This is a genomic window from Adhaeribacter terreus (assembly GCF_042657365.1).
Lineage (GTDB): Bacteria > Bacteroidota > Bacteroidia > Cytophagales > Hymenobacteraceae > Adhaeribacter_A > Adhaeribacter_A terreus.
In genome coordinates, this window is record NZ_JBHSKT010000001.1 from 464,588 (window position 1) to 489,108 (window position 24,521).

23 protein-coding genes are annotated in these 24,521 nt (G+C 43.4%); 13 read left to right on the plus strand and 10 right to left on the minus strand.

The features are described 5' to 3' along the window. Window positions 1-25 precede the first annotated feature (25 nt). Window positions 26-1,015, plus strand: a complete 990-nt coding sequence (locus ACFPIB_RS01930) for a polysaccharide deacetylase family protein (protein ID WP_378015729.1) — start codon at window positions 26-28, stop codon at window positions 1,013-1,015. Then, window positions 1,005-1,781, plus strand: coding sequence for a formyl transferase (locus ACFPIB_RS01935; protein WP_378015730.1), 777 nt, complete (start codon window positions 1,005-1,007; stop codon window positions 1,779-1,781). Before ACFPIB_RS01930 ends, ACFPIB_RS01935 begins: the two co-directional genes overlap by 11 nt. Here ACFPIB_RS01935 and ACFPIB_RS01940 read toward each other — a convergent pair. The 6 genes from ACFPIB_RS01940 to ACFPIB_RS01965 all read right to left on the minus strand — a co-directional run bounded on the left by ACFPIB_RS01940 (window position 1,762) and on the right by ACFPIB_RS01965 (window position 8,726). Then, on the minus strand, window positions 1,762-3,120 hold the full coding sequence (locus ACFPIB_RS01940; protein ID WP_378015731.1) for a hypothetical protein: 1,359 nt from the start codon (window positions 3,118-3,120) through the stop codon (window positions 1,762-1,764). The genes ACFPIB_RS01935 and ACFPIB_RS01940 overlap by 20 nt on opposite strands. An 821-nt stretch (window positions 3,121-3,941) precedes the next feature. After that, the gene (locus ACFPIB_RS01945) at window positions 3,942-4,883 is read right to left on the minus strand and encodes a glycosyltransferase family 2 protein (RefSeq protein ID WP_378015732.1); all 942 of its coding nucleotides are present in this window, start codon (window positions 4,881-4,883) and stop codon (window positions 3,942-3,944) included. Next, window positions 4,870-5,982 (minus strand): DegT/DnrJ/EryC1/StrS family aminotransferase, encoded by a 1,113-nt coding sequence (locus tag ACFPIB_RS01950; protein WP_378015733.1) that lies wholly within the window; start codon window positions 5,980-5,982, stop codon window positions 4,870-4,872. The genes ACFPIB_RS01945 and ACFPIB_RS01950 overlap by 14 nt, the downstream gene beginning before the upstream one ends. Window positions 5,983-6,019: 37 nt before the next feature. After that, window positions 6,020-6,958 carry a GNAT family protein gene (locus ACFPIB_RS01955; protein WP_378015734.1) on the minus strand — a complete coding sequence of 313 codons (939 nt, stop codon included), beginning with the start codon at window positions 6,956-6,958 and terminating at the stop codon, window positions 6,020-6,022. Further along, window positions 6,946-7,350, minus strand: coding sequence for a sugar 3,4-ketoisomerase (locus ACFPIB_RS01960; RefSeq protein ID WP_378015735.1), 405 nt, complete (start codon window positions 7,348-7,350; stop codon window positions 6,946-6,948). Before ACFPIB_RS01960 ends, ACFPIB_RS01955 begins: the two co-directional genes overlap by 13 nt. Window positions 7,351-7,457: 107 nt before the next feature. Continuing rightward, entirely contained in the window at window positions 7,458-8,726 is a 1,269-nt protein-coding gene (locus tag ACFPIB_RS01965) for a tetratricopeptide repeat protein (RefSeq protein ID WP_378015736.1), read from the minus strand. Window positions 8,727-8,896: 170 nt separating this feature from the next. Here ACFPIB_RS01965 and ACFPIB_RS01970 point away from each other — a divergent pair, with 170 nt between their 5' ends. The 3 genes from ACFPIB_RS01970 to hpt all read left to right on the plus strand — a co-directional run bounded on the left by ACFPIB_RS01970 (window position 8,897) and on the right by hpt (window position 13,412). Then, entirely contained in the window at window positions 8,897-9,811 is a 915-nt protein-coding gene (locus tag ACFPIB_RS01970) for a M20/M25/M40 family metallo-hydrolase (RefSeq protein ID WP_378015737.1), read from the plus strand. Between the two features lie 92 nt (window positions 9,812-9,903). After that, a complete protein-coding gene (locus ACFPIB_RS01975; RefSeq protein ID WP_378015738.1) occupies window positions 9,904-12,141 on the plus strand; it encodes a sodium-translocating pyrophosphatase in 2,238 nt (745 codons plus the stop codon). Window positions 12,142-12,872: 731 nt separating this feature from the next. Further along, on the plus strand, window positions 12,873-13,412 hold the full coding sequence (gene hpt / locus ACFPIB_RS01980) for a hypoxanthine phosphoribosyltransferase (protein ID WP_378015739.1): 540 nt from the start codon (window positions 12,873-12,875) through the stop codon (window positions 13,410-13,412). Here hpt and ACFPIB_RS01985 read toward each other — a convergent pair. Continuing rightward, on the minus strand, window positions 13,409-14,137 hold the full coding sequence (locus tag ACFPIB_RS01985) for a hypothetical protein (protein ID WP_378015740.1): 729 nt from the start codon (window positions 14,135-14,137) through the stop codon (window positions 13,409-13,411). The two genes, hpt and ACFPIB_RS01985, sit on opposite strands and share 4 nt — an antisense overlap. Window positions 14,138-14,230: 93 nt before the next feature. Here ACFPIB_RS01985 and ACFPIB_RS01990 point away from each other — a divergent pair, with 93 nt between their 5' ends. From ACFPIB_RS01990 to dnaJ, 4 genes are all read left to right on the plus strand, one after another. After that, the gene (locus tag ACFPIB_RS01990) at window positions 14,231-14,818 is read left to right on the plus strand and encodes an adenylate kinase (protein ID WP_378015741.1); all 588 of its coding nucleotides are present in this window, start codon (window positions 14,231-14,233) and stop codon (window positions 14,816-14,818) included. A gap of 115 nt (window positions 14,819-14,933) precedes the next feature. After that, window positions 14,934-15,926 carry a GTPase ObgE gene (gene obgE / locus ACFPIB_RS01995; protein WP_378015742.1) on the plus strand — a complete coding sequence of 331 codons (993 nt, stop codon included), beginning with the start codon at window positions 14,934-14,936 and terminating at the stop codon, window positions 15,924-15,926. Window positions 15,927-16,135: 209 nt separating this feature from the next. Next, on the plus strand, window positions 16,136-16,717 hold the full coding sequence (locus ACFPIB_RS02000) for a nucleotide exchange factor GrpE (protein ID WP_378015743.1): 582 nt from the start codon (window positions 16,136-16,138) through the stop codon (window positions 16,715-16,717). 6 nt (window positions 16,718-16,723) lie between these two features. Next, on the plus strand, window positions 16,724-17,875 hold the full coding sequence (gene dnaJ / locus ACFPIB_RS02005) for a molecular chaperone DnaJ (RefSeq protein ID WP_378015744.1): 1,152 nt from the start codon (window positions 16,724-16,726) through the stop codon (window positions 17,873-17,875). 169 nt (window positions 17,876-18,044) lie between these two features. Here the strand turns inward: dnaJ and ACFPIB_RS02010 are convergent, their stop codons facing one another. Both ACFPIB_RS02010 and ACFPIB_RS02015 read right to left on the minus strand, forming a co-directional pair. Further along, window positions 18,045-19,076 carry an alpha/beta hydrolase family protein gene (locus ACFPIB_RS02010; protein ID WP_378015745.1) on the minus strand — a complete coding sequence of 344 codons (1,032 nt, stop codon included), beginning with the start codon at window positions 19,074-19,076 and terminating at the stop codon, window positions 18,045-18,047. Window positions 19,077-19,145: 69 nt separating this feature from the next. After that, window positions 19,146-19,925: a hypothetical protein gene (locus ACFPIB_RS02015; RefSeq protein WP_378015746.1), complete on the minus strand. Its 780-nt coding sequence runs from the start codon at window positions 19,923-19,925 to the stop codon at window positions 19,146-19,148. A 211-nt stretch (window positions 19,926-20,136) separates the two neighbouring features. Between ACFPIB_RS02015 and ACFPIB_RS02020 the strand changes: the two genes are divergently transcribed. From ACFPIB_RS02020 to ACFPIB_RS02030, 3 genes are all read left to right on the plus strand, one after another. After that, window positions 20,137-21,072 (plus strand): ABC transporter ATP-binding protein, encoded by a 936-nt coding sequence (locus ACFPIB_RS02020; protein WP_378015747.1) that lies wholly within the window; start codon window positions 20,137-20,139, stop codon window positions 21,070-21,072. After that, on the plus strand, window positions 21,065-22,366 hold the full coding sequence (locus ACFPIB_RS02025; protein ID WP_378015748.1) for an ABC transporter permease: 1,302 nt from the start codon (window positions 21,065-21,067) through the stop codon (window positions 22,364-22,366). The genes ACFPIB_RS02020 and ACFPIB_RS02025 overlap by 8 nt, the downstream gene beginning before the upstream one ends. Before the next feature lie 145 nt (window positions 22,367-22,511). After that, window positions 22,512-23,381 carry a ChaN family lipoprotein gene (locus ACFPIB_RS02030; protein WP_378015749.1) on the plus strand — a complete coding sequence of 290 codons (870 nt, stop codon included), beginning with the start codon at window positions 22,512-22,514 and terminating at the stop codon, window positions 23,379-23,381. 72 nt (window positions 23,382-23,453) lie between these two features. Here the strand turns inward: ACFPIB_RS02030 and ACFPIB_RS02035 are convergent, their stop codons facing one another. After that, window positions 23,454-23,804, minus strand: coding sequence for a HesB/IscA family protein (locus ACFPIB_RS02035; protein WP_378015750.1), 351 nt, complete (start codon window positions 23,802-23,804; stop codon window positions 23,454-23,456). Window positions 23,805-23,940: 136 nt separating this feature from the next. Here ACFPIB_RS02035 and ACFPIB_RS02040 point away from each other — a divergent pair, with 136 nt between their 5' ends. Continuing rightward, complete coding sequence (locus tag ACFPIB_RS02040; protein ID WP_378015751.1) at window positions 23,941-24,471, plus strand: DUF7935 family protein; 531 nt, start codon at window positions 23,941-23,943, stop codon at window positions 24,469-24,471. The last annotated feature ends 50 nt before the right edge of the window (window positions 24,472-24,521 follow it).

Below are 24,521 nucleotides of genomic sequence, written 5' to 3' on the forward strand. Positions count from 1 at the left end.
TGCTTAATTTTAACCTTTTATCTCTGTGAAGCCTGAAGGTATTTTTGTTATTTCCCTTGATTTTGAATTGTTCTGGGGTGTCCGGGATGTACATACATTCGAATCTTATGGAGAAAATATTTTAGCAGTAAGAAAAGTTGTTCCTGCGCTGTTGCAATTATTTACGGAGTTCGATATACACGTTACCTGGTCTACTGTCGGTTTCTTGTTCTTTCGTACCAAAGAAGAATTGTTGCGGGGGGTACCAGAAATACGACCCGATTATACCAATCCGGTTTTGTCGCCTTATGCTGATCTGGTAAATATAGGTAAAGATGAAAATGCTGATGCCTATCATTTTGGCAGTTCATTAATAGAGCAGATAAAGCGCACACCGCATCAGGAGATCGGTACCCATACTTTTTCACATTATTATTGTCTGGAAGACGGACAGACGAGAGAATCGTTCCGAGCAGATCTTCAGGCTGCTATTAAAGTTGCCGGTCAGCAAGAGATCAGGATCGAAAGCCTGGTGTTTCCAAGGAATCAATATAACCGGCAGTACCTTGACATTTGTGCTGAGCTCGGGATTACGTGTTTCAGAGGGAATGAAGAAGCCTGGTTCTACCGGGAAGGTAATGCCGGTTCCCAGACATCGTTAAAAAGAGGCGCCCGCTTGTTGGATGCCTACCTGAATGTTTCAGGAGATAATTGTTATAGCCTGGAAGAGATTGCCAGAACCTATCCTTATAATATTCCGGCAAGCCGCTTTTTCCGACCATATTCTGAGCAGTTAAAGTTTTTGGAGCCGTTAAAAGTTAGCAGAATTAAAGCCGGATTAACAGCTGCGGCAAAAGAAAAGCAAGTGTACCATTTATGGTGGCACCCTCATAATTTTGGAAAAAATCTGGAAGAGAATATCGAACAATTGAGACAAGTATTGGTGCATTATAAAAATTTGCAGCAGCAATATGGTATAGCTAGTTTCACGATGGCTGAAATAGCGGCATTAATTAAAGAACAGTATGAAAAGTGATAAGAAAATAGTTTTATTAGCCGGAAAAGGAGATTCAACCAATATTATTTATCATGCTTTAGCCAAAGATTTTAATATTGCCCGGGTTATTATAGAAGATGGGGTAGATACTAAATCCTTTCTTAAAAGAAGGGTAAAGAATTTAGGTTATAATAAGGTATTGGGTCAAATTCTTTTTAAAGTTTTAGTAGATAAACCTTTGTCTGTTATTTCTAAGGGTAGGGTTAAGGCTATTTTGCAGCATGCCGGGTTGGTGAATACTCCGATACCGGAGGATATTATATTGCGTGTTAATTCGGTAAATGAAGAAGCCACTATAGAGGCCCTGATAAATCTGGAGCCAGACGTAGTGGTAGTTAATGGAACCAGGATCATTTCTAAAGCTGTATTAAACAGCATTAATGCGAAGTTTATAAATATGCATGCTGGAATTACGCCTTTATACAGGGGAGTACATGGTGGCTATTGGGCTTTAGCGGAAGGCGATCTTAAAAACTGTGGTGTAACTGTACACTTTGTAGATTCGGGTATAGATACTGGTACAATATTATATCAGACCTGCATTACTCCGGAAAAAGACGACAATTTTACAACCTACCCTGTATTGCAATTGGCTGCTGGTATTCCTTTCCTGAAAAAAGCTATAAACGATGTTTTGAAAGATCAGGTAAAGTTAATTACACCACCCGAAGGAAAGTCTGGTTTATGGTATCATCCTACATTCAGTTCCTACATTTGGCAGTGGATTAGGCGGGGTGTGAAATAGCTCTTGCAATAAGTTTCTTTTGCTTTTTTGCTGTTTGGGCATAACTACGCATAATATATAAGGCAGATAAATAAAACGGCATCAAGGGTATTTTATAACGGACCAGCGTTCCGAAATTCCCACTACTTGTGCCAACGCCAATCGCAAAAATTATTGAAAAGATAAAGCAGAATAAGAGAATAGGAGTATTACCAATAAGCTTCAGGCTTTTTAATATTCCTGTTTGATAAAAGAGATAAACTGTTAGATACATAAAAAAAACCGCTTCTAACGCTGAAAGTAGCATTACCGGGTTTCTGACCTCCCATAAGTATGGCCTGAATAATGTAACATTGACTGCTGCAGGAGCTAACTTTAACATACCTCCAATGGTGCCATCTAATTCTCCAATATTATAGGCAGACCCACTGGTAACATATTCGCTAAGATATACTTGGGTAATCTTTGATCTTTCACCCAACTTTTCAATATCATATTTTTCATCACCTGCGGTTATGTTCAAGGCTCCAAAATATGACACAATACCTCCTAAACCAATAAAAACAGGTTTAGCTATTAACCGGATAGTATGACTTTTAATTCTTCGGTTATTTTCGTTAAAGATCCAGAATAATGCGGGCGGAATAAATGATAAAAGGATATAGATTTTTACAGTAAGAATCAGGTAGCCAGCTATAATTAAGGCTACTATGGACCAGAAAATTTGTTTCTTTGCAATAAATATATTGTAAAACCCGAAAAACACCCAGCCGAGTCCCCCCAGGGTCAATGAGTCTTTCATCAAGCCGGAACCCCAGAAAAAGACAGAGGGAAGGAAGAAGATCGCAATTGCAAATTCTTTGGTGAGTTTTGGATAAAGTTCCAGGAAAGCAATGTATAAAGCCCAGAAGCCGCTAAAGCTAATAAATGCAAAAAATAGCGCAATCACCGTATAGGTGTTGAGTGCAAAAATACCTATAACTGACGCAATTTTAGCGATAAGGAACTCTGTAGGAGCCTTATACCAAAACATCCAGATAGTATATCTGTATGTATCAGAGTCATATTCTCCATGAGAAAAAAGTAGTTTTAGACCAATTTTTGGGGAATCATAAAAAGCTTGCGTAATCTGTTTGCTGTGCCAGAAGTAGTTAAAAGTATCGCCGGCAGGATTTCCTAAGCTGCCATAATAAAACTGGTAAATAAGCCCTAATGTAATGGCACCAATTAATTTTAAAGTTAAGGCAGGAATAAAATATTTTCTGGTTACGTTAGTAGTAACTTTCGGCCTGATCCAATAGGCCATACCATAGATCAGTATCAGGTATATAGGAGTTAAGAATAAATCTTTTAAATCCATAAGAATCTCTCTTTAGCAGAGAATATTGAAGAATAAAGAACAAATAATAACTAAACACCTTACATGATACCAATTTTTCATGTTGCGAAAAACAGTAACGGTAACATAAGTATAGCCTGCCTCCTTTAACATTTTTTATAGTTACAGTTCCAAAAGTCTGACTAAGATTTTTGATTCGGCAATTTTATAATGTTAAATGTTTCAAATGCGTCAATTTTTGAAAATTTAGGTAGAGTTTAGTACGGTGAAAAAGAGCAGATTTAGGATTACAAATGTACATAAAATCTACGACTTAAAAGTTGGAAAGCATGATAAATGCTACTTTTAGAGCTGAAAATAATAGCGTTTTAGTAAATAATATCTTTCTTAATTCCTTCAATTATATTTTGCAGTCTTGCACGGAATGGGTGTTTTTTAGCAAAGCTATTTAAAAGCTTATAATGCTTTTTTCCAGTTTAGGAGCTTACGGATGTTGTGTGATTTTTATAAGATCCAGCAGGAATAAAAATGTTAGGAGAAAGAAATATGTACGTTACGACAGGAAAATGCAATGTGGTGATTTTTACTGTGTTTTTGATGGTCTAGTATGGTTATCAAGCTAATATGGCTGAATTTTTCCTGCAATCTGGATATTCAGGGCTGAATTTTCAATCTAATCTAAAATTTTCAATCTAATCTAATCTAATAGGGATTAAATCTGTTATGCCATATGCATTCAGGTAAAAACAAAACCTAATATTCTGAAGCTTTATTTAATTAGGTGAATGTTGAGTTGATGTGAGATAAATAAGGCTTAACTAAAACCTTCTAAAATTGAAATATTACTTTAAATCATTTGGAAAAGCCTTTTCAACGATATATAAGGGTCTCTTCCTTGATGCATCTAAACCTCTCCAGACATATTCCCCAATAATACCCAGTGCAATCATCTGGAAAGAGGAAACAAATAGTAGAACTAGCATTATTGCCGTCCAGCCCTGGACGGCAATAACACCTGAGAATTTTGCTACTAAAATATAAAGGCCGTAAATAAAAGCTATAACTCCTAACAGTAATCCCATAACGGAAATAGCCCGGATAGGGAAATAGGAAAAGGCTAATAAAGAATCAATTAAGAGCTTTATTTTTTTCTTCAATGTCCATCGGGATTTACCAATTTCGCGTTGCTTGCGCACATAAGGAATATTTACATAGTCATATCCCATCCAGCTCATCAGGTAAAAAACGTTGGAATTATTTTCCTTTATTTTTAGAATTTCTTCCCTGATTTGTTTGTCAAAGAAAACAAAGTCGAAGCCTCCATCCGGAATGTTTTTTAAGGCAATTTTTTTCATGAGCCAATGAAAGCCGTTGGCGAAAAATTTTTGCATTGTAGATTCCTCGCGGTCCTGACGGTTGCCAATCACAAGTTTTAGTCCCTTTTTCCAATAAGCGTACATTTGTAGCATTAGTTCTGGGGGGTCTTGTAGATCGGCTGTAATAATTGCATTGCAATCGCCGGTCGCAAACTCCATTCCGGCAACAATAGCATTATAGGAACCAACATTGCCCGCCAGTTTAATAACCTTTACTTTTTCCGGATTTGCATTTCTGATCTTTAGGAGCTCGGCTAAAGTGTTGTCTTTAGAGCCATCGTCTACAAAAATGTATTCGAAGGTGACTTCCGGGGGAAACAAGGCCTCCGTTTCAAACAATTTCCCAGCAGTAACCGGAATATTTTCTTCGTTGAAATAGCAGGGGATTATAATGCTAAGCTTGGGCATAGAAGAAGCTTTTTATCTGATTACAAACTACCACAATTTCATTTTCGGTTAAACCGGGATACATGGGTAAGCTAAGGCTGGTATTGGCTAAAGATTCGGCTATAGGAAAATCTCCGGGATTAAAGCCGGAAGCCTGATACGCTTTTTGCAAATGGGGCGGAACCGGGTAATGAATCAGGGTGCCTATTCCATTTCTGTTTAAATGTGCCTGCAAAGTGTCGCGTTTGGAAGTACGGATAACAAACAGATGGTATACATGGGTAGCGCCAATAATTATTTTGGGCAAAATCAAATCTTCGATTCCTTCAAGCTCCCGATAGTAAATGGTAGCAGCTGCCTGACGTTGCTGGGTCCATTCTGTAAGGAAAGGCAGTTTTACATTTAATACTGCAGCTTGCAGTTCATCTAAACGGGAATTGATGCCAATAACTTCGTTGTAATATTTCTTTTGCGAGCCGTAGTTACGGATCGATTGTGCTTTTTGCGCAAGGTCAGATTTATTGGTAGTTATCGCGCCGGCATCGCCTAAAGCACCTAAATTTTTCCCTGGGTAGAAACTTGTGCCATTAATGTCGCCGAAGCTGCCTGTTACTTTGTCGTTAAAAGTAGCACCCTGGCTTTGCGCATTGTCTTCAACCACAAACAGATCATATTTTTTTGCAATTGCCATAATTGCATCCATTTCGCAAGCCTGGCCATATAAATGGACGGGCATAATTGCTTTGGTTTTGGAGGTTATTGCTGCTTCTATTTTGCACGGGTCAAGGTTATAGGTTTCCGGATCTGGTTCTACCGGAACTGGTGTTGCACCTACAAAAGATACTGCCATCCACGAAGCAATGTAGGTGTTTGAAGGCACGATCACTTCGTCGCCGGGGCCAATATTCAGCGTTTTTAAAGCAATATGTAAGGCATCTAAACCATTGGCTACCCCAATACAGAATTGTGTCTGGCTAAAATCTGCGTAAGCGGCTTCGAAATTTTTTACTGCCTTGCCTAAAACATACCATTGTGAATCAAAAACCTCTTCTATGGCTTGCATAATCAGAGGTTTTATCTGCTTATTCTGGGCTTCAAATGATAAAAATGGTATTGTCATGGGGTAAAAAAGGAAGTGCTAAGTTACGGCAAACAATTTAAATCGTGATACTTAATAAATGGGTTGTGCTTCCTAATTTAAAGCCAAGCTTTTCGGAAGTGCGGAAAACCGCTCTGTTAGTGGCTTGGGTAGTCATTAAAACGTAGCGGGTATTCCATTCTTTAGCGAATTGAATAGTTTCTGAAGCGAGTTTCAGGTGCCAGCCTTTGCAGTCCGGACTTACAGCCGTTAACAGGATCCGGGCAAAACTTGTGTTCAGTTGTTCAGCATCTTGTTTATGGCGTAAAATTGCCATAAAGGCTTCTGAATTTCGCTCATTTTCACCGGGGAGTAATACTAGATCGGCTAAACCTTTCTGACAGGCTTCTGCATAGGTTGCCAGGTAGTTGTCTGCTTGTTCAGGTGTAAAAAAGATGTCGGCGTGGTACCGGTCAAAAGGGTTTCGGTTTTGAGAGGCTACTTTTTTTATTAAATCGATATCGTTTTTGCCCGCTACCCGTACCGGAAATCTTTCAGATTCGAAAGTTTGTACCTGATCAAAATAATAATTCAGCCGGGTTTCACTTAGCCGGAAACCGGAAGCCGTAAAAGCCTGTAAAAGCAGACTGTCTTCCGCAGGAATTTCTCCGAAAAAGTAGCCCGGATTATTGGAATGTAAATGTTTGAGAAAACCTGCTACTGCCTGAACAAGGTCAACGAAATTATTTTCCGGATACAGAACGGTGAACAACTTGCAGGTAGAAACCTGAAAGTGATCGCTATCCCAGGGAAGGAAATGATACAAAAAGGAATAAGCAGCGCCATTTATTTCTATGTTGAAAGTAAAATGGTTGGCGGCTTGGTTCAGCCAAAGCTGCAATTGGTTCAGCAAAAAGTTGAAATGCGAATGTCGCCCTAGTTCCCGGAGGTAATTATAAGGTGAATAGTATAGCAGTCTTTCAGCCTGTTCATTAAAAGCCCGGATCACTTGTTCCATTGCTTGCGAAAATCAGCGTGATCCCGGATGTAATCTTCCTCATTATAAGGCTGAGAAGCTAATACCATCTGAATGGCTGTGTGAGAATACTGCATGGTATGCCAGACCGAAGGAGGAATATATACGCCTACATGCGGGTTGTCCAGAATAAAGGTGTGAATTTCACCGTCGGGCATTTCGGTAGTAACAATAATTCTGCCTGTTACTGCAACTAATACCTGCTCAGTCTTATAATGAGCATGTCGCCCTCTTACAATACTTTCCGGGGTATAGTAGGTCCAGAAAACGCGTTTAATGTCAAAAGGAATGAGGCTGGAATTTTCAGCAACGGAAATATAACCAATATCAGGTGAACCAAGTTTAGGGAATTCAATCAAATAAGGTTTATTCACAAGTATAGTATTGATAGGGCTTTATCCTTCAAAAATAATTATTTTTTTTAACGGTAGCGCTGTTTGATGTTGTGAAACGGAAGCTAAATCAACTGACAAAAAGAATATTATACCTTCCGATGCTTCTTTAACCAGCTTTTCGCAGCTTTATGCGGTTCAGATTTCTTATCGGCAATATCTTTTAGGCGCTCATAATGCTTTTTTGCCAGTTTCAGATCCTGCTGCTGTTCCGCAATTTTGGCCAGATTCAGCAATGCATAAAGTGCGTAGCCGGATTTCTCTTCGTTGGTTTGTTTCGAGAAATTTACACATTGCTCGTAATATCCTTTGGCGCGGTTCAGGTCTTTGTACTTGTTTTGGGAAATGTAGGCGAGAAAATAAGAAGCATAACGTCCGCCAATTTCTTCGTAGCCCGGCATGTGGCGGTTTAGTTTATCGAGAATGTCTAACGAAACGCGTTCAGATTCCATGAAATTGCCTTCCAGAAAAGCTAAGCGGGCGTAAAAGCGCTGGAAATAGGCATTATCCGGATAGGTGTAGGCCAGGTAACGCGAAATTGGCATGGCTGCAGCCGGGTTATTTTCTTCGTTGGCGTAGATCTTCATCAGGAAGAATTTCGCTTCGGTGCCAGTATAAAAACCGTTTGCTGCTACCGTATTCAGTTGTTGCAAACCAAGTTTTTTATCGCCATCCGGGAAGAACAGGAGCACTGGTTTAAGCAGCGGATAATTATTCGAGATCCAGACTGCGTAGTAATTATAAAGGCCTTCGCCAAATAAAAATTCCGGACTCAAGTCGTTGCCAACACGGCTTTTCTGCAGATATTCCAGCGAGTTTTTGCTGGCGAAAGTGGCTTTGCTCCAGTCACTACGTTCGGCGTGCAGGCGGGCTTTGAAACCGTATGCAGCAGCCAGGAAAAAGGCAGCTTCAAAGTTTTTCTCATTGGCATCAAACATCGCTTCGGCGTGCGTAATGGTGGTATCCATGTAAGCGTAAAAAGCGGCGTCGTATTGTTTGGTGCGAATATTCGTTGGTACAATTTTCCACCACTGGCTCAGGCCCATCAGAAAATAAGGCATGGGGTGTTTGGGGTAGCGGCGGCGCAGCGACTTGAATTGTTTTTCGGCTAAAGCGTATTTGAAATTGTAGAGATTATCTACTGCGCCACCAAGTTCGTTCTGAATATCTTTGTCGAGCAAAAGCATGCCGCGAATATCTTTGGGCTGCGGCAGCACTACCACCGAATCGATCTCGATCACGCGCATGATAGAATCTACGATCTGCTGTTCGCGGGCCGTATTGCGGATCGAATCGTTTTGAGCGTGGGCAGCGAAGGCAAAAAACGCTAGGGAAAAGAGGCAAAAAAGTCGCTTCATAGCTGCAAATAACAAAAAAACGAAAGTAATTAAAAGTAAACGCAACAAGTGCGATGGCGTTGTGCTAATTTTACCAGTATTATTTCCTGACTTTTTCGGTGCAAAACCATACCGTTTTTTATTGGTGATGGCTGAAAAGTACACACATACCTGCAATTGATAAAAACGCTATGGAATTACTGAAAAAACTCTGTGCCGTGCACGCGCCTTCTGGCAATGAAATTAACATGACAAATTTCGTGCTCCGTTATATTGAAACGGAAAAAGCGAACTGGAAATTGCAACCGCAAATTATTGTTGGCGAAACTTTTCAGGACTGTATTTTGCTGGTTTTCGGAAAGCCGCGGACGGCCGTTTTTGCCCATTTAGATTCCATTGGTTTTATGGTGCGTTATGGTAAACAGCTCATTAAAATTGGCGGACCAGATACAGAAACGGGTTACAAACTGGTAGGCGAAGACAGCTTAGGAAAAATTGAATGCACGCTGGTAGAAAATGAAGAAACCGGTGAACTGACCTACGATTTTGAACGGGACATTGAACGTGGCACTGAACTGGTTTTTAAACCTGATTTCCGCGAAACGGAAGAAACTGTGCAATGTTGCTACCTGGATAACCGGCTGGGTGTCTGGAATGCGTTGAAATTGGCCGAAACGCTGGAAGATGGCATTATTGCTTTCAGTTGCTGGGAGGAGCACGGCGGTGGTTCGGTGCGCTACCTGGCCAAATATATTTACGAAACTTACGGCGTGAAGCAGGCTCTTATTTCTGATATAACCTGGGTTACGGAAGGAGTGGAGGCTGGAAAAGGCGTGGCTATTTCCCTGCGTGATAGTTTAATTCCGCGGCGTAGTTTTGTAATGAAGATCATTGAGATCGCGAAGAAGACAGGAATTCCATATCAGGTGGAAGTGGAAAGTGCGGGCGGATCTGACGGAAAAGAGCTTCAGCACAGTGATATTCCCTGGGATTGGTGTTTTATTGGTGCGCCGGAAGATAACGTACATTCACCTAACGAGATCGTGCATAAAGCCGATATTCAGGCCATGGCGGAGATGTACAAGGTTCTGTTAAAGGAATTATAAATTTCACGTTTATTTCTTGCAGATTTCATTTAGAAAATTCTATATTTAGAGCAATTAAACTATGTTCATCATCAAGCTCAAAAATTTTTTAAATGGAAGAAATCGTTTACGCAGTCCCGGCGCTGGGAATCCTGGCGCTGCTGTACACCGCCGTTAAATCGGCCTGGGTAACCAGGCAGGATGCCGGCGACGAAAAAATGCAGACCATTGCCCGGTATATTGCCGAAGGAGCTATGGCTTTTTTGAAAGCAGAATATAAGGTACTTGCCTACTTTGTAATTATCGGCACTATTTTACTGGCATACCTGGGCTTTACCGGCGAAAAATCGCACTGGACCATCTCCCTGGCTTTTATTATGGGTGCCGTTTTCTCTGCCCTGGCTGGTTTTATAGGCATGCGCATTGCTACCAAAGCCAACGTACGCACCGCCGAAGCCGCTAAAACCAGTTTGTCGCGCGCGCTGAACGTATCTTTTACCGGTGGTTCGGTTATGGGTATGGGCGTAGCTGGTCTGGCAATTCTGGGTTTAGGCTCGCTGTTCATTGTGCTTTATCAGATCTTCGTGCAAAGTACCGGCGCCGATGTAAACGGCATCGAAATGGAACGTGCGCTGGAAGTTTTAACCGGTTTCTCGTTAGGCGCGGAAAGTATTGCCTTATTCGCCCGCGTAGGCGGCGGTATTTACACCAAAGCCGCCGACGTTGGCGCGGACTTAGTTGGTAAAGTAGAAGCCGGAATTCCGGAAGATGATCCAAGAAACCCCGCAACCATTGCCGATAACGTAGGCGATAACGTAGGTGACGTAGCTGGTATGGGTGCCGACTTATTTGGTTCTTACGTGGCTACCATGTTGGCAACCATGGTTTTAGGTCGCGAAATTGTAGCGAACGATAATTTTGGCGGGATTTCTCCGGTTTTATTACCGATGGTGATTGGCGGTCTGGGCATTATCTTCTCCATAATAGGAGTAATGTTCGTGAAAGTGAAAGAAGGCGGAAACGTACAAGGTGCGCTGAACTTAGGCAACTGGGTTTCGGTGATCTTAACGGCTGTAGCTTCTTACTTTGTAATAAACTGGATGCTGCCCGATACCATGAATATGCGTGGTTTCGAATTCACTTCCATGGAAGTTTTCTATGCCGTAATTGTGGGCCTGATCGTAGGTGCTTTAATGAGTATCATCACCGAGTATTATACCGCTATGGGCAAACGCCCGGTTAACAGCATTGTACAGCAAAGTTCTACCGGCCACGCTACAACCGTAATTGGTGGTCTGGCTGTTGGTATGGAATCTACGGTTCTTCCGATCATCGTTTTAGCCATCGGTATCGTGCTTTCTTACGCGTTTGCCGGTCTTTATGGCGTGGCAATTGCTGCCGCTGGTATGATGGCCACTACGGCTATGCAGCTCGCAATCGATGCATTCGGGCCGATTGCCGATAACGCCGGTGGTATTGCCGAAATGAGCGAATTACCGAAAGAAGTGCGCGAAAGAACCGATATTCTGGATGCCGTTGGCAACACTACTGCTGCTACCGGTAAAGGATTCGCCATTGCTTCGGCTGCCTTAACTTCCCTGGCTTTATTTGCAGCTTTCGTAGGAATTGCGGGTATCGATGCGATCAATATTTATAAAGCACCGGTATTAGCCGGACTTTTTGTGGGCGCCATGATACCGTTTATTTTCTCTGCTTTAGCCATTTCGGCGGTTGGTAGAGCGGCCATGGCCATGGTGCACGAAGTACGTCGTCAGTTCCGCGAAATTCCGGGCATTATGGAAGGAACCGGCAAACCGGAATACGAAAAATGCGTGGCCATTTCTACCCAGGCGGCTATTCGGGAAATGATGTTGCCGGGCGCAATTGCTTTGATCGTCCCGATTATTGTTGGTTTTGGTTTGAAAGGCGTTTTCCAGTACACTTCTTCCGCCGAAATTCTGGGTGGTTTACTGGCCGGCGTTACGGTTTCGGGCGTATTGATGGCGATGTTTCAGGCAAATGCCGGTGGTGCGTGGGATAATGCCAAAAAATCCTTCGAAAAAGGTGTAATGATCAACGGCAAAATGGAATACAAAGGCTCTGATGCGCATAAAGCGTCCGTAACCGGCGATACCGTTGGCGATCCGTTTAAAGATACTTCCGGCCCATCTATGAACATCCTGATCAAATTAATGTCTATCGTTTCGCTGGTAATTGCGCCGCACATCGCCGATAATTCCAGAGAGCACGATCGCCGCATCGAGAATCCGGAAAATACCATTCAGGCTCCGGAAGCACGTTACGATCAGAAAACTGAAAGTACACATGTGATTACAGTAGCCAGAAAGTAGTTAAGTTTTTGCATGAAAAACAGTAGCGTTTTTCACGCGAAAAGTCCATATGAAAAAGATCCTTCCCAGTTTCCGGAAGGATTTTTTTTTTGCAAATCAATCTACAGAAGTTGGTAGCAATTGATTTGAATACGATTTTAAGGCTTAGTGGGATAGGATTATGACAAAATACCCCACCTAAATCCTCCCCTAAAAACAGGGGAGGACTTTTGATCTGAATATGTACCGTCAGCTAAAGCAAACGGCAATGAATATTCTTAATTAATTTCCCACACCTATCGCCAGCGCAGCGTCGCGCGAAAATCACGTTAGTTAGAAAGCTAAACTAAAAAAGAAGCTGACTACGAAGGGAAACTGACACCAGTTTCTGCATGAGCGGCCTCCAAGTCTTCTGGTGCCGCAGGCATGCCGCGTGCGGCAAGGAAGGGTTGCAGCCGCGAACGCAGAAACGAAGCCGCCCGGCTAGAGGGAATAAATTGCCGATAAAAGTAGAAAGCTAGATGTTTAGCAAGAAAGGTCTTTCAAAAACGGTATGCTTTGTAGTTGAAAAACTACTTCCCGCCGATGAGGTCCTTCAGAGCTACGCTCGCAATCTTCGCGCTCCCGCGCTCAATTGTGCTCAGGATGACAAAAACGGTGTCCTTTCAAACTAAAAAACTCAAAAATACACGGAAAAACTTTTCCTTTTTTTGTATTACTTTTGATTTTTCAAACCTGATCAAACGTTACCAATGGCATCGCAATCCGTAACCCTGCACGATAAATCTTTTGGCATTTACCTTCCGGAAACTGAAATTCTCAACGATATTAAAGTTGTGGCTGACAGAATTAACGAAGATTACGCCAGCCTGAACCCGCTGTTTGTTGCAGTTCTGAACGGTTCGTTCATGTTTGCTTCAGATCTGTTAAAAGAAGTGAGCATGCCCTGCGAAATTTCTTTTATGAAGGTTTCTTCTTATGAAAATACCACCAGCACCGGGCAGGTTACAGAATTGGTTGGTTTGAAAGAAAATGTTGCCGGCCGGCACCTCGTTATTCTGGAAGATATTGTAGATACCGGTAATACCGTAGTGAAATTACTCGCTATGTTGAAAGAAAGAAATCCCGCTTCCATCGAGATCGCGACCTTGCTTCAGAAACCGGAATGCCTGAAGCACGAACTCAGCGTAAAATACATTGGCCGCGAAATTCCGAATGATTTTGTAGTGGGCTATGGTCTGGATTATAACGGTTTAGGAAGAAACCTGCGCGATATTTATAAAGTTCTCTAACGTTTTTTAAGCGTAGATTTGTAAAAAGAAACCAGATTTCCGTTCAAAAGTTCTACCATTTCCGGTTCCGAACGTTTCCGCGGCGGAATATTCTGCGATGCTTTTATGAAATATGGGAAAGGTTTATTGAGCTGGTGAAAATCATTATCGCGAACTACCAGTGCTTTAAACGAAACTTCGGCATTATTGCTTGAATTCAAATCATCCGGTTCCGGTCGGTATTGCTCCAGGTCGGTTATTTCAGCAACGTAGTAATTGCGGTCTGCAATTTCAGGGGCAGCCGTAAGTTCCAGATTCTCATTTACAAAGCTTCCTTTATAATCGCCCGATTTTATTTTGTCTGAATAACTGCTGAGAAAGAAATATACCGGGCAAAACTTAAAATGCTGCTGAAATGCGGCGATCAAACGCTTGTTTTCTGCTTCCTGTCTCCGCCGCAACGTAGCAGCCATCTGTTCATTCCCGGCTTTCTCCAGGCTGATAATTGCTTTTTCTGAGGTCCTGAGCCGAACCAGTAAAACCCCGTTTTTAAGGTTTTGAATATGAGTTCTTGCCTGTACTTCGGATGGAATTACTTCTTTTTTCTTTCCGGCCGGGCGATGCGATTTGCGGATAGTTTCTTCCATTTCCGGCTGCGTATTCAGAGCGTCTTTTTTATTTACCGGCGGATTTTGCTGCGCAAAGGTGTGTGCGGATAAAAGCAGTATGAGTACGATCGAAGCCATAGCTTTCTTCATATTAAAAGGATAATTTTCTGTAAGATTAACAGTTTCCGCGAATTTATTATTATTTTTGCTCTTTATTTTCACGAAGAAAGCATGCTGAACCTCGTTTTATTTGGCCCTCCGGGCGCTGGCAAAGGTACTCAAAGCCAGAAACTGATTGATAAATATAACCTTGTACACCTTTCTACCGGTGATTTGTTACGTTCTGAAATTACGGCGGGCACGGAGCTTGGTTTAAAAGCCAAAGCACTGATGGACGAAGGCATTTTGGTGCCGGACGAAGTGGTAATCGGGATGATCGATAACAAGCTGAAGGAAAATAAAACTGCCGGCGGCTTCATTTTCGATGGTTTCCCGCGCACGGTACCGCAAGCCGAAGGTCTGGATCGCCTAATGAAAGAAAATGGCACCGAAATTACCTGCATGATCGCGCTGGAAGTGGACGAAGAAGAACTTACCAAACGACTGTTGCTGCGCGGTAAAACTTCCGGCCGCCCCGACGATCAGAACGAAGACCTGATCCGCAAACGTGTGCAGGAATATAATAACAAAACTACGCCGGTAGCCAATTACTATGAAAAGCAAGGTAAATTCTTTGCGGTTCACGGCATTGGCGAAATTGAAGAGATATTTGACAATAGCTGCGCCATCATAGACCGGCATTTGGCCAAAGCACAATAAATAAGCAGTTTGAACCTATCGGAAAACGGTAGGGTTTCAGGCTGAAAAACTAATCGGAAGCCGGTTTTGCCTCAAGGTGAAACCGGCTTTCAGCTATCATTTAAAACCCCAGAACGTGTCAGGATCAAACTTCATCGACTACGTAAAAATATGTTCGCGTTCCGGCCACGGCGGCGCAGGTTCAGCGCATTTACACCGCGATAAAAAGAACGCCAAAGGTGGTCCTGATGGCGGCGACGGCGGGCGCGGTGGTCACATTATATTGCGTGGCAATGCCCAGCTCTGGACGCTTTTGCACTTACAATACCAGAAACACGTAATTGCCGGCCGCGGCGAAAATGGCGGTTCCAGCCACAGTACCGGTGCGCAAGGCCAGGATATTATTCTGGATGTACCTATTGGCACTATTGCCCGCGACGCCGAATCTGGCGAACTGAAAGCCGAGATCGTGGAAGACGGTCAGGAAATAATTCTTACTCCCGGCGGCCGCGGCGGTTTGGGTAATTCCCATTTCAAATCGCCAACCAACCAAACGCCCCGCCACGCGCAGCCTGGCGAAGAAGGCATTGAAGAGTGGGTAATTTTAGAATTAAAGTTACTGGCAGATGTAGGTTTAGTTGGTTTCCCGAATGCCGGAAAATCAACCTTGCTTTCCGTAGTTTCTGCAGCCAAGCCAAAAATTGCGAACTATCCTTTTACCACGCTGGTCCCAAACCTGGGCGTAGTGGCTTACCGCGATTACAAATCCTTCGTAATGGCCGATATTCCGGGTATTATTGAAGGCGCTTCAGAAGGTAGAGGCTTGGGAATTCGTTTCCTGAAACACATTGAGCGCAATTCCATTCTGTTGTTCATGATCTCGGCTGATAGCCCGGACATTCTGGAAGAATACCATATTCTGCTCAATGAACTGGAAACTTTCAACCCGGAATTACTGGATAAAAAGCGCCTGCTGGCTATTACCAAATCTGATCTGATAGACGATGAACTGGAAGCAGAAATGCGCGAAACCTTGCCAACCGACCTGCCGACTATTTTTATTTCGAGTATTACCAATAAAAATATTACCAAGCTCAAAGATATGATCTGGGAGGCGCTGAATGGTTAGTTACTGCTTGGTTTCGGAAGGCTAAGAGCTTTAGGTTTTGCTTCAGAAAACGGTAGGGTTTTGAGGCCAAAAAGTCACTGGCAAGCGTTCTTCATTAGGTTAGTTCCTAATTCTTAATTATTAATTTAAAAAGTGCCACAATGTCAGAAAAAAGCTTTGGCAAATTAATTGATAGGCTGGCTGATAAGTATAAAACGATAATTACAGGTATGAAAACCGGAAAAGATAAAAATACGCCCGACTCGGAAGAGCAAGTAAATAATCTGGAAAATATTGAAAAACAGGATGCTGCGGTAGAAAATGAAACTATTCCTGCAGATCATCAGATGCCGGGCGTGCCAACCGATGAGCTTTCGAAGACGGAGGAAGAACTGAGCGAGATGAAGGACAAGTACCTGCGCCTTTTCTCCGATTTTGAAAATTTCCGCCGCCGTACTTCCAAAGAACGCCTTGAACTGATGAAATCGGGTGGGGAAGACGTAATGACTGCCTTGTTGCCGGTAATGGATGACCTGGAACGTGCCAAAATGGCGATGGAAAATGCAACCGATGTAAATGCGGTAAAAGAAGGGCTGGAATTAGTTTTCGGGAAATTAACGAACGTTTTGCAGCAAAAAGGCCTTAAACCTATGGAGGCCAAGGGGCAGCCATTCGACGCGGATCTGCATGAAGCCATTACGCAAACGCCGGCCGGCGACGAGATGAAAGGGAAAGTGGTAGACGAAATTGAAAAAGGTTACTACCTGAATGATAAAGTGATCCGCTTCGCGAAAGTGGTTATTGGAGCATAAAATACAATGGCAAAGAGAGATTATTACGATGTGTTAGGCGTGAGCCGGGAGGCAAGTGCGGAAGAAATTAAAAAAGCCTATCGCAAAATTGCTATTAAATATCACCCCGATAAGAACCCGGACGACCACACGGCCGAAGATAAATTCAAGGAAGCAGCGGAAGCCTACGAAATTCTGAGCAATCAGGAAAAACGTGCGCGTTACGACCGTTTTGGCCACCAGGGCATGAACGGCGGCGGCGGTTTTGGCGGCGGTCACATGAACATGGAAGATATTTTCTCCCAGTTCGGCGATATTTTCGGTGGCGGTGGTGGCGGCTTCGGCGATTTCTTTGGCGGCGGTCAGCGGCAAGGTGGCCGGAGAGTGCGGAAAGGTTCTAACCTGCGCATTAAACTTAAGCTGAACCTGGAAGAAATTGCTAATGGCGTTGAGAAAAAAATTAAAGTTAAGCGCTACGTAGCCTGCGAAGCCTGCTCCGGTAACGGTTCTAAAAACGGCTCATCGCTCCAGAACTGTACTTCCTGCCAGGGTTCGGGCCAGGTTCGCAAGGTGGTAAATACCATGCTGGGTCAGATGGTGAGTACGGCAACCTGCCCAACCTGCCACGGCGAAGGCAAGATCGTAACGCAGAAATGCGACGTCTGTCATGGCGAAGGCCGTCAGTTGCAGGAGGAAGTAATTCCGATTAACATTCCGGCGGGTGTGGCCGATGGTATGCAGTTGAGCATGAGCGGCAAAGGCAACGTGCCGGAACGCGGTGGTGTACCGGGTGATCTTTTAATTCAGATTGAAGAAGAAGTACACCCAACGCTGAAGCGCGACGGCAATAACGTAGTTTACGACCATTACATCAGCTTTGTAGATGCAGCTTTAGGCGCGAGCATTGAAGTTCCAACCATAGAAGGCAAAGCGAAGATTACCCTGAAAGCCGGTACCCAAAGCGGTGAAATTCTGCGCCTGCGCGGCAAAGGCATTAAAGACCTGAACGGTTACGGAAAAGGCGACCAGTTGATCTACATCAACGTCTGGACGCCGAAAAACCTGAGCAGCAGCGAAAAAGATCTGTTAGAAAAGCTGCGTGATTCTCAGAACTTTACCCCAAGCCCGGGAAAAAATGAAAAAGGTTTCTTCGAGAAAGTGAAGGAATATTTCCAGTAATAATAAGCATTACCCTGTTTTATTGTTTTAGTTTTTGTTTGTAAGAAAAAGCCGCCCCGAAATTCTTCAGGACGGCTTTTTCGATTTAAAAACGGTAGGGTTTCAGGCAGAAAAAGTCAGCAGTCTTTTCAAAAACGCTATACTTTTGGGTCCAAAAAGTCGGAAACGTTTAATTCTTATCCAGCCAGGCTTTCCAGTCTTTGGCCGTTTGGGTCCAGCCAATTCCTCTATCCGGAATGCCTTCGCCTTTTGCATCTACTTTAAAGTAATTGTGCTCTAAACCGGGATAATCTTTAAAAGTAAAATTCTTCTTTTTATCGCGGATCATGGCAATGCGCATGTAGTCGTTGTATGGTGTGCAATTGTCTTTCGCGCCATAGGTAACCAAAACCGGCACTTTTATTTTCTGGAAATTTTCGAAAGAAGGTTGATTCGCGCTTAACTCATATTTGTATTGTTGCTCCAGGGTATTGCCGGGAGGTGTTTGAAGTTCTGGCGATTTATTTACCAGCTTTTCCCAGTAATCAAACATATCACGGGTGTAATTTCTTGTCGAATCATCGTATGGCCGGCAGGAATGTATTATGGAAGCCATTTGTCCGAACGGATTAGCGCTGGAACTGATCACGTGAGTAACGTCTTTAGAAACCGTAGCCAGCTTCGCTACAATGGTTCCGCCTTCGGAATGCCCGGCAATTACCATTCTGCTTTTATCTACCCAAGACTGCTTTTTCAGGAATTTTAAAACCTGCGCGTCGCGGTTTACATAATAATCTATGTTGTTAAGTTCCTGGTATTTTGCCGGAAAATGCCCGGTCTTCGGGTCGTTATATTCGCCGCGGTTGGTAATATTTTTTACGTTCACCATTACCGGAACACCGGGCTTGCTCACAAAAACCAGGTGGTAATCTTTTGTCAGAATGCGGGTGTCAAAAGGCATAATGGAATTGATACCCTGACCATCATATACCGACAGCAACGGACTAGGCAATGAGCCTTTTTCGATCAGCATTACGGGTTTGCGCAGGTTTTCTTCACCCTTTTTTGAATTTACCACCAGCTCTACGGTATCTTTCTTAAAAGGCATTTTCAGGATGCGGTAACCAAAATCTTCGGGTTTGTATTGTTGGGCAAATGCTCCGGAAACCTGAAGGAAAGCAAGCGCAAAGACAAAAAGGCTGAGCTTAAAGTTGATTTTCATAGGCAGTATTTTGAGTACTTTATAGGTTTGAAAACGGTAGGGTTTTGAGCAGAAAAAGTATGAAATGCCTTATTCGTAAAATATTGCGTTTCCATTTTCATCGTAATTGAATGTCCAGGATTGTTCAGCCGATTGATATACGAAGCCGTAGCGGTTTTTCCGGTGGCGGGTATAGCTTCTGAAATTATGATTTGATAAGGATCGTAAAAATATTTCCTCGAAAATAGCCAGGTTTTTCAGCGGGTTGGCAGCCTGATCATAATTGCCGAACGTTTCCGTTTCTGTATAAATTGTATCCTGCAGGTAATGATCAAAGCTTAAGGTTTCGGTTTTTTGAAGATTCCCTACTGCATCGAAAATGAAGTGCTTTGTAGTAGAAATGCTGCGGTCTTTGTGCTCGGTATAAAGTAGTTTGTGGCCGGCATAAAAAAACTGGGTAGTATCGTACGGGTGGTTAGTATTCATGGGGTCGTGCCGGATGATCTTCGCGATCCGGCCCCAGGAGTTCAGGAATATCCGTTTAGGTTCATTGGCAAAAGTTATTTCCGGATCTTTCTGTATGATGCTGATCTCGTGCCCCTTATAGCTTATCTCTTCGTAAAGTTCCGCGCGGAAAATGGAGCTAAAACCTGTATTCGGATTGATCTGAATAAAACCGCCCTGTCTTTTACTTACCAGACCCTTTGCGTTGTACGATAGCGTTACCAGCGGTTCCGGACCCATGAAAAAGTTAATGGGATAGGACATGTATTTTATCAAATATTTATCGGGCTTGGGCGCCGGGTTTTCAGTTTCGGGTTTGCAGGCGAAAAAGGGTAGGAAAAAAAGCACTAAAAGTAACTTGCGCATAAAGTAAAAGGCCAATTGATAACCCTAAGTTACAGGATTAAAGTTGCCTTTCAAATATACCTTGTTGTTGATGCAGTTTTATGTTAAAGGACATTCAGAATCAGTAATTTTCATTTTCATCATCAGCCAAAAATTATGCTTCCTGCTTGCAGATTCGGCGCAAAACCGTAGTTTTACAATACAAAACCCTAGCGTTTTCCGCACAAAAACTATGTTGCAGATAAAAGAAGTCAGTAAAAACTACGCCAACCATCTGGCCCTCGATCGGGTCAGTTTCGAGATTCCGAAGGGTAGCATTTTTGGGCTGTTGGGTCCGAACGGTGCCGGTAAAACCTCGCTCATTCGTATTATTACCCAGATTACCGGCGCCGATACCGGCGAGGTGCTTTTTAAAGGGGAAAAATTGCGCCCTGATCACATTCGGTATATGGGTTATTTGCCGGAAGAACGTGGGCTTTACAAGAAAATGAAAGTGGGCGAGCAACTGCTTTATTTAGCGCAGCTCAAAGGCCTGAGCAAAGCCGAAGCCACCAGCCGCATTAAAAAGTGGATCGATAAACTGGATCTGCGGAGCTGGCTCGATAAAAATATAGAAGACCTGAGCAAAGGCATGCAGCAGAAAGTACAGTTCATTGCCACCGTAGTGCACGAGCCTGAACTAATCATTCTGGACGAACCTTTTTCCGGCTTCGACCCGGTGAACGCCAACATTATTAAAGACGAAATTCTGGAGCTCCGTGAAAAAGGCTGCACCATTATTTTTTCCACGCACCGCATGGAGTCTGTGGAAGAGCTTTGCGACAACATTGCGCTTATCAATAAATCTAAAAAAGTGCTTGACGGTCCGGTTAAAGCTATTCGTGACAGTTACAAGACCAACACCTATATGGTAGAAGGAAAAGGCCATTTGCTGCTCGCTTCGCCCGATTTTAAGGTAGTGGAACAAACAGAGCATAACGGCCACTTCCGGGCTACGGTAAAGATCTTAGATAACCAAAGCCCGAATGTATTGCTGCGTTACATGCTGGACCGGGTGGAAATTCACAGCCTGATGGAAAAGATCCCGAGTATCAATGAGATCTTTATTCAGACCGTAACCGCCAAAGATATTCCAACTCCCACTTTAACCGAAGAACTCCATGCATAAGATCTGGCTCATAATACAGCGTGAATACTGGACCCGGGTACGGAAAAAAAGTTTCCTGATTATGACGGTGCTCGGGCCTTTGTTAATGGCAGCCACCATGATCGTGCCGATCTGGCTTACCACCATTTCCGATGAAGCTAAAACCATTGAAGTGCTGGATGAAACCGGCCTGTTTGCAGGAAAACTGAAGAACGAAGAAGACGTGAAGTTCAAAGTGGTGCCTGGGCCGTTGGAACTGGCTAAAAAACACGTGCTCGATGCCGAAAATACGGTATTGCTTTACATTCCAAAATTAGACCTGGACAAACCTGCGGGCATTAAACTTTATGGTTCTACCAACGGCGGCCTCAAATTGCAGGATAAGCTGGAAAAAATGCTCGAAAAAGAAATTGAAACGGAAAAATTTGCCCGTTCCGGCCTGGATAAAGCGGTGGTAGAAAAAATGCAGGCCAAAGTAGATATCGGCACCGTAAACCTGAGCGAAACCGGCGAAAAGAAAAGCAATACCGGCGTAACCACCATTATTGGTTTGTTCAGCGGTATTCTTATCTATTTCTTCATTTTCCTGTATGGCATGCAAATTATGAACGGGGTAATTGAGGAAAAAACCAACCGGATCGTAGAAGTGCTCATTTCATCGGTGAAGCCTTTTCAGCTGATGATGGGGAAAATTGTGGGCGTTGCTGCCGTTGGTTTAACCCAATTCCTGCTCTGGATCATGCTTTCAATTGGTATTTTTACGTTCGTTTCTTCCCGTTTTCAGCTGGACCGTTTCTCCGATAACAAAATTGAAGAAACCATGAAAAACGTGAAAGATGTAGATAAAGCCCAGGAAATGCACGAACTGATGTCGGCCATGAACAGCCTGAACATTCCGCTTATTCTGGGTTGTTTCCTGTTTTATTTTCTGGGTGGTTATCTGCTTTACGGTGCATTGCTTGGAGCTATCGGTTCGGCGATTGATAATGAAACCGATAAGCAACAATTTATGCTGCCCATTACCATTCCGCTCATACTTTCGCTGGTCGTTTCGCAAACCATGATCATTCAGAATCCGGATGGGCCCGTTGCTTTCTGGATGTCTATCATTCCCTTAACTTCGCCTATTTCTATGATGATGCGGGTGCCTTTTGGCGTGCCTGCCTGGCAATTGGTGCTTTCTATGGTATTACTCATTGCCGGATTTTTCTTTACCGTTTGGCTGGCCGGCCGAATTTACCGCGTTGGTATTCTGATGTATGGTAAAAAAGTGAATTACCGCGAGTTGAGTAAATGGTTGTTTTATAAAGGTTAAAAAAGTAGCGGAAGGTTTAAACCCTCCGCTACTTTTTTTGCTCCAAACCCTACCGTTTTTTATAATACTTTTCTTCTACTATAGTTGGTGCTTTTGAGCAGCAGCGTAGTTTTTAGCTCCGAAACCCTACCGTTTTTCTGAACATATGAAGCGCTTTTTAACTTTTCTGCCTTTCGTTTTGCTGTTGCTTGCTATGAAAGAAAAACAGGCTTACCAGTTGTTTACCAAAGAAGGCAAAGCTACCGACCGCGATAAAATGTTGCAGGAACTGGCCAAAGCCGATGTGATTTTGTTCGGGGAGCAGCATAACGATTCTATAGCGCACGCGTTGCAATTGGAAGTAGCCCAAAAACTGTTTCAGACCCACGGCAACCAATTGGTTTTAGGCGCAGAAATGTTTGAAGCCGATGTGCAGCTGGTGCTGAACGAATATTTTGCCGGCCAGATTCCGGAGAAAAATTTTGAAGCCGAATCGCGGCTCTGGAGCAATTATGCTTCTGATTATAAACCGCTGGTTATTTTCGCTAAAACCAATAATCTGAAATTTATTGCTACCAATGTGCCAAGGCGTTATGCAGCTGCGGTAGCCAATTTTGGGGTAGAAAGTTTACCGAATTTCAGCCCTGATGCTCAGAAATTTATGGCGCCGCTGCCTTACAAGATAGATTATGAATTACCGGGTTATAAAAATATGCTGAGCATGTTTGGCGGTTCGCACAGCATGGGGGAGAAGGGCAGTAAAATGGTAGCCGCGCAGGCGCTGAAAGATGCCACCATGGCGTATTTTATTTTGAAGAATTTACAGCCGGGCCAGAAATTCCTGCACTTCAACGGCTCGTACCATTCCGATAATTTTGAAGGAATTTACTGGTACTTGAAGCAGCTGAAACCCGATCTGAAGATTATGACGATCTCAAACCTGAGCCAGAAAGAACTGAAAAAACTGGACAAGGAAAACCGGAATAAAGCTGATTTTTTGCTGGTGGTTCCGGAAGATGCACCGAAATCGTACTGAAAGGGCAAAAGAAAAGTCCGGCTTGTTTCAGGCCGGACTTTTTTGTGCTAAAACGATAGCGTTTTTTATTGCTTATGCGGAGAATGAGCTGCCACAACCGCAGGTGCTTTTAGCTTGCGGATTGTTGAAGGTAAAGCCGCGGGCGTTCAGGCCATCCTGAAAATCTACTTCCATGCCCATAACGTACATGCCGTGCTTTTTATCCATGATCAGCGTTACACCGTCCAGGTCAAACGTTTCGTCGGCCTCTTTGGCTTTGTCGAAACCTAATAAGTAAGACATACCCGAACAACCGCCACCTTGTACGCCAATGCGCAGGCCGTAGCCTTCCGGCACGTTTTTATCTTGCATGATAAGCTTTACTTCCGCCAACGCCTTCTCAGTAATGGTGATCGGCGCTTTTTTTATTGTTGAAGTTTCCATGTTCTACAGTTTTGATGCGTAAAAATACGAAATAAATTCCGGAAAAAATCTGTTCCGTATTTTCTTAAAACGCGAATATTGCTGAAATGATTTCAAAAATATTCCGATATTTAGAACGCTAAAAATCTAACCCTTAATGAACACTTCCGAACTCATTTTCGACCTGCTGAAAATTATTCTGCCTTCTGCCTTACTGCTCGCCGGCATGTATTACCTGGTAAAAAGCTACGTAGACCGCGATTATAAACTCCGCTTGCTGGAATTACGCATGAAAAACGCCGAAACGGTGCTCCCGATCCGCCTGCAGGCTTACGAAAGGATGACCCTTTTTCTGGAACGCATTACGCCGAGTAACCTGCTTATTCGCGTGAGCAGCAGCGGCCACACCGCTTCCGATTACCACCGCATGCTTATTAATGACATCCGGAACGAATACAACCACAACCTTTCGCAGCAAATTTACATGACCGACGTGACCTGGGAGAAAATTCAGAGTGCAAAAGAAAATGTGGTAACCCTCATTAATAAATCGTACCACGAAATGCAGGACAAAAGCAAAGGCACCGATCTGGCCAAACGTATTCTGGAAACCATCATCGCACAGGAAACCGACCCGACCGCGCACGCCATTACGGTGATGAAAAAAGAGATAAACCAGGTTTTTTAACCGGAAACCATAGCGTTTTTACATAAGAAAGCCAGCTTCTGATAAGAGGC

Excerpts from the sequence above, each read along its gene's own strand:
- ACFPIB_RS01935 (WP_378015730.1), top strand. The coding sequence starts at position 1,005 with ATGAAAAGTGATAAGAAAATAGTTTTATTAGCCGGAAAAGGAGATTCA.
- ACFPIB_RS01940 (WP_378015731.1), bottom strand. The coding sequence starts at position 3,120 with ATGGATTTAAAAGATTTATTCTTAACTCCTATATACCTGATACTGATC.
- ACFPIB_RS01945 (WP_378015732.1), bottom strand. The coding sequence starts at position 4,883 with ATGCCCAAGCTTAGCATTATAATCCCCTGCTATTTCAACGAAGAAAAT.
- ACFPIB_RS01950 (WP_378015733.1), bottom strand. The coding sequence starts at position 5,982 with ATGACAATACCATTTTTATCATTTGAAGCCCAGAATAAGCAGATAAAA.
- ACFPIB_RS01955 (WP_378015734.1), bottom strand. The coding sequence starts at position 6,958 with ATGGAACAAGTGATCCGGGCTTTTAATGAACAGGCTGAAAGACTGCTA.
- ACFPIB_RS01965 (WP_378015736.1), bottom strand. The coding sequence starts at position 8,726 with ATGAAGCGACTTTTTTGCCTCTTTTCCCTAGCGTTTTTTGCCTTCGCT.
- ACFPIB_RS01970 (WP_378015737.1), top strand. The coding sequence starts at position 8,897 with ATGGAATTACTGAAAAAACTCTGTGCCGTGCACGCGCCTTCTGGCAAT.
- ACFPIB_RS01975 (WP_378015738.1), top strand. The coding sequence starts at position 9,904 with ATGGAAGAAATCGTTTACGCAGTCCCGGCGCTGGGAATCCTGGCGCTG.
- hpt (WP_378015739.1), top strand. The coding sequence starts at position 12,873 with ATGGCATCGCAATCCGTAACCCTGCACGATAAATCTTTTGGCATTTAC.
- ACFPIB_RS01985 (WP_378015740.1), bottom strand. The coding sequence starts at position 14,137 with ATGGCTTCGATCGTACTCATACTGCTTTTATCCGCACACACCTTTGCG.
- ACFPIB_RS01990 (WP_378015741.1), top strand. The coding sequence starts at position 14,231 with ATGCTGAACCTCGTTTTATTTGGCCCTCCGGGCGCTGGCAAAGGTACT.
- ACFPIB_RS02000 (WP_378015743.1), top strand. The coding sequence starts at position 16,136 with ATGAAAACCGGAAAAGATAAAAATACGCCCGACTCGGAAGAGCAAGTA.
- dnaJ (WP_378015744.1), top strand. The coding sequence starts at position 16,724 with ATGGCAAAGAGAGATTATTACGATGTGTTAGGCGTGAGCCGGGAGGCA.
- ACFPIB_RS02010 (WP_378015745.1), bottom strand. The coding sequence starts at position 19,076 with ATGAAAATCAACTTTAAGCTCAGCCTTTTTGTCTTTGCGCTTGCTTTC.
- ACFPIB_RS02015 (WP_378015746.1), bottom strand. The coding sequence starts at position 19,925 with ATGCGCAAGTTACTTTTAGTGCTTTTTTTCCTACCCTTTTTCGCCTGC.
- ACFPIB_RS02020 (WP_378015747.1), top strand. The coding sequence starts at position 20,137 with ATGTTGCAGATAAAAGAAGTCAGTAAAAACTACGCCAACCATCTGGCC.
- ACFPIB_RS02025 (WP_378015748.1), top strand. The coding sequence starts at position 21,065 with ATGCATAAGATCTGGCTCATAATACAGCGTGAATACTGGACCCGGGTA.
- ACFPIB_RS02030 (WP_378015749.1), top strand. The coding sequence starts at position 22,512 with ATGAAGCGCTTTTTAACTTTTCTGCCTTTCGTTTTGCTGTTGCTTGCT.
- ACFPIB_RS02035 (WP_378015750.1), bottom strand. The coding sequence starts at position 23,804 with ATGGAAACTTCAACAATAAAAAAAGCGCCGATCACCATTACTGAGAAG.
- ACFPIB_RS02040 (WP_378015751.1), top strand. The coding sequence starts at position 23,941 with ATGAACACTTCCGAACTCATTTTCGACCTGCTGAAAATTATTCTGCCT.